At 64.5% G+C, this 2,682-nt stretch carries 4 protein-coding genes; all 4 read right to left on the bottom strand.

Annotated elements, in window-relative coordinates; translation table 11 throughout:
• Positions 1-22: 22 nt before the first annotated feature.
• Positions 23-847 (bottom strand): 4-hydroxy-tetrahydrodipicolinate reductase, encoded by an 825-nt coding sequence (gene dapB / locus ACESMD_RS06070; protein WP_372611290.1) that lies wholly within the window; start codon positions 845-847, stop codon positions 23-25.
• Positions 848-899: 52 nt separating this feature from the next.
• On the bottom strand, positions 900-1,202 hold the full coding sequence (locus ACESMD_RS06065; RefSeq protein ID WP_372611288.1) for a HigA family addiction module antitoxin: 303 nt from the start codon (positions 1,200-1,202) through the stop codon (positions 900-902).
• 87 nt (positions 1,203-1,289) lie between these two features.
• Positions 1,290-2,189: a DMT family transporter gene (locus ACESMD_RS06060; protein WP_372611286.1), complete on the bottom strand. Its 900-nt coding sequence runs from the start codon at positions 2,187-2,189 to the stop codon at positions 1,290-1,292.
• A complete protein-coding gene (locus ACESMD_RS06055) occupies positions 2,186-2,464 on the bottom strand; it encodes a DUF2218 domain-containing protein (RefSeq protein WP_372611284.1) in 279 nt (92 codons plus the stop codon). The genes ACESMD_RS06060 and ACESMD_RS06055 overlap by 4 nt, the downstream gene beginning before the upstream one ends.
• Between the last annotated feature and the right edge of the window lie 218 nt (positions 2,465-2,682).

Genomic DNA, 2,682 nt, shown 5'->3' with positions numbered 1-2,682 from the left:
CCGGCCAAAAATTTTTCGAATGTTACAGGTTCTGCCGGTCCGCGGCTAGCCCCAGCACATCCTGCATCGAGTAGCGGCCATTGCCCTGGCCGGCCACCCAGCGGGCCGCGCGCACCGCGCCCCTGGCGAAGGTCATGCGGCTCGATGCCTTGTGGGTGATCTCGATGCGCTCACCTTCGGTCGCGAACATCACGGTGTGCTCACCGACGATATCCCCGGCCCGCACGGTCGCGAAGCCGATCTCCTTAGCGCTGCGCGGTCCACATTGGCCCTCGCGGGCGAAGACGCCATCTTCCTTGAGCGACCGGCCCAGGGTCTCGGCCACCACCTCGCCCATCTTCAGCGCCGTACCCGAGGGGGCATCCACCTTGTGGCGATGATGGGCCTCGATCACCTCGATGTCGTAGCCCTCGTCGCCCAGCGCCTTTGCCGCCGTCTCGAGCAGCTTCAAGGTGAGGTTCACCCCCACGCTCATGTTGGGCGCGAAGACTATCGGCACCCGGTCGCGGAAGCCATCCAGCGCGGTGAGCTCCTCGTCGTTCAGGCCGGTGGTGCCGATGACGATGCGCTTGCCGTGCTCGGCGCAGAAGGCCAGGTTGGAAAGGGTCACCTGCGGCGCTGTGAAATCGATCAGCACGTCGAAGTCATCGACGATGGTCTCGATGGCATCCACCGCCGTCACACCCACCTTGCCCAGGCCCGCCAGCTCGCCGATATCGGTGCCGACGAGCGAGCTGCCCGGTTCGACGATCCCCCCGGCGAGGGTGGTCCCGGCATCCTGCTCCACGGCCTGGACCAGGGTACGGCCCATACGGCCGGCAACACCGACGATGGCGATACGGGTCATGCGCACTCCTGCGATTCAGTGGCTTCGGAAATACCGGCAGTATACCAGAGGCTCAGGCCGCATCTCGCGGCGATACGCTGCGATGGATTTCCTCGCCATGGTCAATCTCGACCCTCTTGAGGTCATAGGCCGACTGCAGGTTCAGCCACGACTGGGCATCACCATCGAAATAACGCGCCAGACGCAGGGCCGTATCCGCCGAGATCGCGCGGCGCTCCTTGGTGATCTCATGCAAGCGAGTCGCCGGCACGCGCAGTTCAAGCGCCAGCGCATTCACGCTCATCCCCAGCGGTTCGAGATAGTCCTCCCGGAGCACCTCACCGGGATGTATGGGTCGCATGCCGTTCTTGATCATACTGAAGGCCCCTTTCCGGAATGGTCAGTGATAATCAACGATCTCGATATATATTCCGCATAGCGTAATACGTCAAACAGAATATTCCTACGCGTCTCGCCTGACCAGCAATCCCATGGCGATGACCACCAGCAGGCTGCCGGGCAGCCACACCCAGCCGAGCCGCTCCGGCGACTGGATGAACAGCAGCAGCATGGAGACGAAGGGCACCAGATAGCCATAGGCCGTGACGGCGCCGGGCGTCAGCGCCGAGGTGGCTCGCTGCATCAGCCAGAAGGTCAGGGCACTGGAGAAGAGCCCCAGGTAGACCAGCAGCAGGACATCTCTCCCGGTCATGGCCGCCAGGCGCGACACCGGTTCGATGGCCAGGCCCAGCAGTCCGATGAGAATACCGCCCAGCCCCAGGCTCCAGAAGGTACGCACCGCGGCGGAATCCGGCAGGCGCCCGCTGGCGAGCCCCCACTTGCTGAGGACCGGATAGAGAGCAGTGGACAGGCAACCGAGGAAGAACACCGCCTCGCCGATGCCGAAGCGTATCTGCCCACCGCGCTGGAAGGACTCGGCGAAGGCCAGGCCCAGGGCGCCGACCGCTCCCAAGGCAAGGATGGCCGGCAGTCGCCAGCTCAGCTGCTCCACCCGAAAACCCAGGCCGAGCAAGAAGGCCAGCAGCGGCACGGTCACGAACAGGGTCGCCATGGACAGCGCCGTGGCAAGGTGCGCGGCCCAGAACATGGCGCCGAAGAATCCCGCCAGGCAGAGACCCATCAGCGCATAAAGGGGCAGCACTCGCCAGGGCGGCAGGAAGGAGGGGGAACGCCTGGCAAGCCACCAGAGGCCCGCACAGGCGATGGCGAAGCGCAACGACGTCAGCAGGAAGGGCGGCAGCTCGCTCATCAGACCGACGGCGGGAAATGACAGCCCTACCAATATCGCCCACAGCACCATCCCCAGGTGGGCAAGGCGCCGGGCGGTGGCATCGGCACTCAATTTTCCCAGACGATATCCAGCGACACTCCCGAGAGGTTCTCCAGGGTGGCGTTCACCTTGCCTTCCAGCTGGTCGAGGGAACCATCGTCCAGCGTCTCGACGGCGACGACCAGGCGACCCTCCCCCGCCTCCAGCAGGCAGGTCCCCTCATCGAAGCTGACCCGCGCCATGGTTTCCTCCCGGTCGACCGGCTGGGCATTGGACCATTCATCGCAGAGGCGCTCGATCAAGCCATGGGCGTCCTCGGCGGGAATTTCGGCTCGTGAAATAGGCATGGTCGCCTCCGCTCCTGTTGGGTGAACCCCAAGACTAAGACGAGAAAACCCTTCGCGCCAGCCCTAGTGACTCCACTTCGCCCGCTCTCTGCACAGGCAGGACCACCAGAGGTGAGGCAGCGGGCGAGTGCCCTAAGGGTCTATGCTCTTCCACACGGCTCCATCATCCAACGGGAGAACACGACGATGATCGTCAACTGCGTGGCCTACGAGAAGGG

It is taken from the genome of Halomonas sp., from assembly GCF_041689495.1.
GTDB lineage: Bacteria > Pseudomonadota > Gammaproteobacteria > Pseudomonadales > Halomonadaceae > Halomonas.
The sequence above is the reverse complement of the archived record's forward strand: the minus strand, read 5'-3'. Positions and strand labels throughout refer to the sequence as shown.